This window comes from Sphingomonas sp., from assembly GCF_051962185.1.
In the GTDB taxonomy this organism is placed as follows: Bacteria; Pseudomonadota; Alphaproteobacteria; order Sphingomonadales; family Sphingomonadaceae; genus Sphingomonas.
Genome location: NZ_JBQCCN010000265.1, coordinates 1 through 6,000, shown reverse-complemented (window position 1 = coordinate 6,000; position 6,000 = coordinate 1). Strand labels below are relative to the sequence as shown.

Genomic DNA, 6,000 nt, shown 5'->3' with positions numbered 1-6,000 from the left:
TTCTTTTGTGACCGCAAGCGCCTAGCGTGTCCGCCATCCCCGGGGGACCGCTCTGTCGCGGTTGAGAGGGAGGCCGCAGCCTCCGACCCGCTGAACCTGATCCGGTTGAGACCGGCGGAGGGAGTGGGCGGTTTTCTTCCTGAAATCCGTGCTCTCGCTCCGACAACGGAGTGAGTTTTCATGGCCGACATCCCCGCGCGTACCGAAATCGGCGTGACCACCGGCCCCATAAGGGGCAGCCGCAAAATCCATGTCGGTCCGCTGAAGGTCGCGATGCGCGAGATCGACCTCGAGCCCGGCTGCGGCGAGCCCCCGCTGCGCGTCTACGACACGTCGGGTCCCTACACCGACCCGGCGGCCAAGATCGACATCCAGGCCGGCCTGCCCAACCTCCGCCGCGCGTGGATCGAGGCGCGTGGCGACGTCGAGAGCTATGACGCGCGTCATATCAAGCCCGAGGACAACGGCCAGCTCGGTCCCGACCGTTCGGGCGGCGTCGATCCCTTCCCCAACGTGGTCAAGCGGCCGCTGCGCGCCAAGCCGGGGATGAACGTCAGCCAGATGCATTATGCCCGCCGCGGCATCATCACGCCCGAAATGGAATATGTCGCCGAGCGCGAGAATCTCGGCCGCGCCCGCCTGGCGGAATACATTCGCGACGGCCAGGATTGGGGCGCCGCCATCCCCGATTTCGTCACGCCGGAATTCGTCCGCGACGAAGTGGCGCGCGGCCGCGCGATCATCCCCAACCACCTCAACCATCCGGAATCGGAGCCGATGGCGATCGGCCGCAATTTCCTCGTGAAGATCAACGCCAATATCGGCAATTCGGCGGTCGCCTCCAACGTCGCCAGCGAAGTCGACAAGATGGTCTGGGCGATCCGCTGGGGCGCCGACACGGTGATGGACCTGTCGACCGGCCGCAACATCCACGACACGCGCGAATGGATCATCCGCAACTCGCCGGTGCCGATCGGCACCGTGCCGATCTACCAGGCGCTGGAAAAGGTCGGCGGCATTGCCGAGGACCTGACCTGGGAAATCTTCCGCGACACGCTGATCGAACAGGCCGAGCAGGGCGTCGACTATTTCACCATCCACGCCGGCGTCCGCCTGCCCTACGTCCCGCTGACCGCCAAGCGCGTCACCGGGATCGTCAGCCGCGGCGGCTCGATCATGGCGAAATGGTGCCTGGCCCACCACAAGGAGAGCTTCCTCTACGAGCGGTTCGACGAGATCACCGAGATCATGAAGGCCTACGACATCGCCTATTCATTGGGCGACGGCCTGCGCCCCGGCTCGATCGCCGACGCCAATGACGAAGCGCAGTTCGCCGAGCTCTACACTTTGGGCGAGCTGACCAAGCGCGCCTGGGACCAGGACGTCCAGGTCATGATCGAGGGCCCCGGCCACGTGCCGATGCACAAGATCAAGGAGAATATGGACAAGCAGCTCGAGGCGTGCGGCGAGGCGCCCTTCTACACGCTCGGGCCGCTGACCACCGACATCGCGCCGGGCTACGACCATATCACCAGCGGCATCGGCGCCGCGATGATCGGCTGGTACGGCACGGCGATGCTTTGCTACGTGACGCCCAAGGAGCATCTCGGCCTGCCCGATCGCGACGACGTCAAGGTCGGCGTGGTGACCTACAAGCTCGCCGCCCACGCCGCCGACCTCGCCAAGGGCCACCCGGCGGCGAAGATGCGCGACGACGCGCTCAGCCGCGCCCGCTTCGAATTCCGCTGGCGCGACCAGTTCAACCTGTCGCTCGATCCCGACACGGCGGAGCAGTATCACGATCAGACGCTGCCGGCCGAAGGTGCCAAAACGGCTCATTTTTGCTCTATGTGCGGGCCTAAATTCTGCTCCATGAAGATAACTCAAGAGGTGAGGGACTTCGCAGCTAAGCAGAATGCGGGGTTGGAAACGTTTATCGCTGTCGAGGATGCCGAAGTGGGCATGGCGGGAATGAGCGAGACCTTCCGCGCAAAAGGCGGGGAGATTTATATCCCCACCAAATAGGATTGCTTGGAGCGCATGGTCACCCCAGGCTCTTAGAAGGGGGGTGGGATGCACGAAAGCAACACTGAAGCGGAGCGCTGGGAGCGGGGTTGCAAAACCGATTCAACGAGAAACCTATTTATCGTGCCTACCTTGGTCCGTCATTTTGAGCGAGAAAAGCCGCAGACGATCTTAGATATCGGAGCAGGCACAGGTTACGTGGCGCGTGTAAGCGACGGCCGATTAAGCTATCGACCCGCGTGGACCCTCATCGACAAGAACCGCTCAAGGCTCGATTTGGCAGCGGAACTATCGCCGCACAATATGGCAGCCGACTTGGTCGAAGCCGACGTCCTGGACTATCGTTTTAAAAGGCCGTTCGAGGCCGTGGTCGCGACTTTTACGATATTAGAAATTGCCGATGCGGACGGCTTTATAGAGGTTGTCTCTTCGTTGGTTGTTGATGGGGGTGTACTGCTGGTGGCAGTGCCGGACGCGTGGCCTGACGTCCTGAAGTGTGGTGAGGCGCAGCCCGAGGTCATTTCGCAATTTCTCGGCGGAGCAGTTGCTATTCCAAAAGTCGATAAATTCACCGGCGACTCTTATCCATTCCGTACGGTGAGGCTGGAAAAGCTCATTTCTAGGATTCTGTCGGCAGGGTTCGAACTTTTTGAACTTTCGGAAGACTTTAACGCAGGAAGTGACGCGTATATTTTGGCCTTCCGTAGGCGAAGTTCGATACCGTGACGATCTACTGGAACGCCTTCGGCGGAAACGCCTATCTAGCGCTAGCCGCTGAGGCGCTAAACCGTGAGCGTCGTCCCCTGACGCCTGCAGAAATGTTGGAGGTCGCCGAGCGCGACGGATTTTTGCCATCCCATCTGTTTGGCGCGACAATGCACAAGACGCTATCGGCGCGCCTAGCTGAGCATATTCGGGCGGAGAATGATCGGTCCCATTTTTATCGAACCGCACCGGCTACCTTTTTCCTACATCAACTGGCCGCTGGCCCTGACGTCCCGGCTGAATACAAAAAGGTGTATCTCGGCCATCTCAGGTCAAAGTCCATTAGAAAAGAAAATGTTCTTGTCGCTCCTAGGAGCGCTCTCGCTAGTAGATTAAGCGGAGAGTTCATTTCTTACGAAGAACATGAATTTGATTCTATCTACAAGTCATTTTGTTATTTCATGGACAGGGCTGCTGCCGAGCAGAATGACAGCGTGAAGCAGTTTGTGACGTTCACACTAGTATACAACAAAGAAAAATTACTTATCTATCGTCGCGGTAAATTTACAACCACGAGTGAAAGATTAAGAGGGCAGCTGAGTGTCGGTTTCGGCGGGCATGTAAACGATAAAGACTTTGATCTTTTTAATCAGGGTGGTGACGCCTTCAGAGGAAATGCAGCGAGAGAGTTGCGCGAAGAGCTTTTTCTGGATGAGTTATATAGAGAGCCCGGCGACGCAATCAGCAGAGCAAGGATACTTGGATATATCAATGTAGATGATAGCCCAGATGCAGAACACCACATCGCTGTGCTTATTGCGTTCAATCATATCAACGGTGAATTGCCGAAAAAGGGGGAGCTTTCCATAAATCAGCTGGCCTGGCTTGACCTACGGGCAAGGCTTAACGACCTATCGGACTTTGATCTGTGGTCCGGAATGATATTAAGGAACATTTACGAAGGAAATATTCGATTGGGGAAGTAGATGACTGCGACCAAGGAGAGTAGCGATCGCGCTGCAACAGAACTAAAAATAGCCCTTGATAATCGGGCGTTCGAAATACAATTGTTCTGGCAGCGCTCAAATTATTTTCTCGTATTGATGACTGCTCTCGGTGTCGCGACCTTCTCCTCAAAGGATGCGGTTGTGACTCTCGTCGTTTCGATATTTGCCGCACTGTGCTCCTATTTCTGGTTCAGAACCAACCTCGGCTCAAAATTCTGGCAGGAGAGCTGGGAGGTTGAGGTAACACTGCTCGCCAAGGAACAAAAAATTCGCTCCTTCGAACGCGGCATGCCAGACTTAAAGAGACAGGTTGAAGAGTCTCTGCGTGGCGGCCAATCGCTAGAGAGTAGATCTGGATTGAGAGTCTGGATTGATCATCTAACGATAAAAAAGTATTCAGTCACCTATAACATGATTTTGCTGTCATTATTTACGATGATAGCTTGGTCAATTTTGTCAATAAATAACTCAGTCAAGTTAGTAGAGCTTTATTGGCCTACCCATAGCGACCGATCGAAGGTCCCACCAAAGTCTAACCCGCCTCCGCTTGCTCGCAGTCCGGCTCCGTTAAATTCCAGCATTCCGAAAGTGAACACGCTTCAACCGATCAATGCTGCCCAAAGCAAGCGCTGACAGGGCCCGCCTCGCGCCGCTAGTATTGATACCGGCACTGCGCGATCTCACCCGACCCCTGTCTTCCGGAGTGCCCCACCTAGCCCACATCGCCCTGATCGTTCGCGACTATGACGAAGCACTCGCCTTTTACGTCGGCAAGCTCGGCTTCACCCTGGTCGAGGACACCTACCAGCCCGAGCAGGACAAACGCTGGGTGACGATCCGGCCGTCGGGCGCGGCGGCGGGGGCGACGACGATCCTGCTCGCGCGCGCGTCGAGCGAGCGTCAGGCCACCTACATCGGCGATCAGGCGGGCGGGCGGGTGTTCCTGTTTCTCGCTACCGACGATTTCGAGCGGGATCACGCGGCGTTCACCGCTGCCGGAGTCGAGTGGGTGCGAGCGCCGGCAACGTACGACTATGGCACGGTCGCGGTGTTCAAGGATCTGTACGGCAACCTCTGGGACTTGGTGCAGTTCGTGCCTGGCCATCCGGACGCAGCGTGATCTCGGATGGGTGACCCCTTCTTGGTCTTCTTGATCAAGCCGCCGCCAGAGGTGGTGGAGGAGATCGATTTCGTCCGGCGGCAGCTTGGACTCTATCGCGGTTATCCCAAGGATCGTCTCCATATCACCGTGCAACCGTTGGGCTTCCGCCGCAATTTATCGAACGATGCGATCGAGGAAGCTCGCGCGGCTGCTGACGCGCTGGTGCATCCATTCTTTCATGTCGCGTTCGAGCAAGTGAACGGCGGAAAGCTGGAGGGAAGCGAGCCGATTAGCGGATTCCTCGCTTTTCGTGCCGCGCTCCAAAAGGCGATGTCGGCGCGCCTGTCGTATCGAAAGCATCGCTCGACGCCGCATATCACGCTTGTTTACCGACGCCTGTCCGGATTTTGCCGGATTGATGCAATCAGCTGGCGCGTCGAAGAATTCCTGTTGATCGAAAGCGTCCAGGGAGAAGGCCGGCATATCGAGCGCGGGCGCTGGCAACTGCATTCCTGATCTTCGTTCTTCTGGCTCTTCTTCGTCATGCCGGCCTTGTGCCGGCATCCACGGAGTTGCGCGCCCCTCGGCCTGAGGCGCCGTGGACCCCGGCACAAGGCCGGGGTGACGGACGGGTCGTGGGGCAGCGCATGCCTCACATCCGGCCAAGACATCGCACCCACTGAACCGTTCCGCTCCCCCGCGCGTTTCTCCCCGGAACGGGATCAGGAGAAACGGCCATGCGCCTGTTGTTGCTTAGTCTTGCGCTGCTGCCCGCCGCCGCGAGCGCGCAGCAAGCTCCCTCGGTGCCGCCGCCGCCGGGGATCGGGGTCGAGACGATCGGGCTCAATCCCGGCGAAGCCAAGACCTTCGTGCTGCGCCCCGGCGGGCATCATCAATTGCTCGTTCCCGCCGCGATCGGCGATCAGGGGGCGATCACCGTGACCTACACCGATACCGGCGGCAAATCGGCGATCACGGTGACCAGCGGCCTCGCGCCGATGACCTACAAGATATTGTCGGATCCGACCGGGAGCGGCGGCTATGTCGAGGCCGGTACCTTCACCGCGCGCGGCAACGGCACCGCGACCACCGAGACGTTCAACCACGATCTCGGCGCGATCACCGTCGGCGAGTTCACGCCGGCGGGCTGAGATCGGGGCG

7 protein-coding genes and 1 riboswitch are annotated in these 6,000 nt (G+C 58.8%); all 7 genes read left to right on the top strand.

Annotated elements, in window-relative coordinates:
• The first annotated feature begins 30 nt into the window (after nt 1–30).
• A riboswitch (TPP riboswitch) is annotated at nt 31–141 on the top strand.
• A gap of 39 nt (nt 142–180) precedes the next feature.
• The 7 genes from thiC (at nt 181) to ACTHJR_RS16820 (ending at nt 5,990) form a co-directional block, all read left to right on the top strand.
• Nucleotides 181–2,025: a phosphomethylpyrimidine synthase ThiC gene (gene thiC, locus ACTHJR_RS16850; protein WP_440524436.1), complete on the top strand. Its 1,845-nt coding sequence runs from the start codon at nt 181–183 to the stop codon at nt 2,023–2,025.
• A 48-nt stretch (nt 2,026–2,073) separates the two neighbouring features.
• Nucleotides 2,074–2,751: a class I SAM-dependent methyltransferase gene (locus ACTHJR_RS16845; protein WP_440524435.1), complete on the top strand. Its 678-nt coding sequence runs from the start codon at nt 2,074–2,076 to the stop codon at nt 2,749–2,751.
• A complete protein-coding gene (locus tag ACTHJR_RS16840; protein ID WP_440524434.1) occupies nt 2,748–3,716 on the top strand; it encodes an HTH domain-containing protein in 969 nt (322 codons plus the stop codon). The genes ACTHJR_RS16845 and ACTHJR_RS16840 overlap by 4 nt, the downstream gene beginning before the upstream one ends.
• The gene (locus ACTHJR_RS16835) at nt 3,717–4,370 is read left to right on the top strand and encodes a RipA family octameric membrane protein (RefSeq protein ID WP_440524433.1); all 654 of its coding nucleotides are present in this window, start codon (nt 3,717–3,719) and stop codon (nt 4,368–4,370) included.
• Between the two features lie 70 nt (nt 4,371–4,440).
• On the top strand, nt 4,441–4,857 hold the full coding sequence (locus ACTHJR_RS16830; protein WP_440524432.1) for a VOC family protein: 417 nt from the start codon (nt 4,441–4,443) through the stop codon (nt 4,855–4,857).
• A 6-nt stretch (nt 4,858–4,863) separates the two neighbouring features.
• On the top strand, nt 4,864–5,355 hold the full coding sequence (locus ACTHJR_RS16825) for a 2'-5' RNA ligase family protein (RefSeq protein WP_440524431.1): 492 nt from the start codon (nt 4,864–4,866) through the stop codon (nt 5,353–5,355).
• A 221-nt stretch (nt 5,356–5,576) separates the two neighbouring features.
• Nucleotides 5,577–5,990 (top strand): hypothetical protein, encoded by a 414-nt coding sequence (locus ACTHJR_RS16820; RefSeq protein WP_440524430.1) that lies wholly within the window; start codon nt 5,577–5,579, stop codon nt 5,988–5,990.
• The last annotated feature ends 10 nt before the right edge of the window (nt 5,991–6,000 follow it).

Coding starts and splice junctions, on each gene's coding strand:
- thiC (WP_440524436.1), top strand. CDS start 181: ATGGCCGACATCCCCGCGCGTACCGAAATCGGCGTGACCACCGGCCCC.
- ACTHJR_RS16845 (WP_440524435.1), top strand. CDS start 2,074: ATGCACGAAAGCAACACTGAAGCGGAGCGCTGGGAGCGGGGTTGCAAA.
- ACTHJR_RS16835 (WP_440524433.1), top strand. CDS start 3,717: ATGACTGCGACCAAGGAGAGTAGCGATCGCGCTGCAACAGAACTAAAA.
- ACTHJR_RS16825 (WP_440524431.1), top strand. CDS start 4,864: ATGGGTGACCCCTTCTTGGTCTTCTTGATCAAGCCGCCGCCAGAGGTG.
- ACTHJR_RS16820 (WP_440524430.1), top strand. CDS start 5,577: ATGCGCCTGTTGTTGCTTAGTCTTGCGCTGCTGCCCGCCGCCGCGAGC.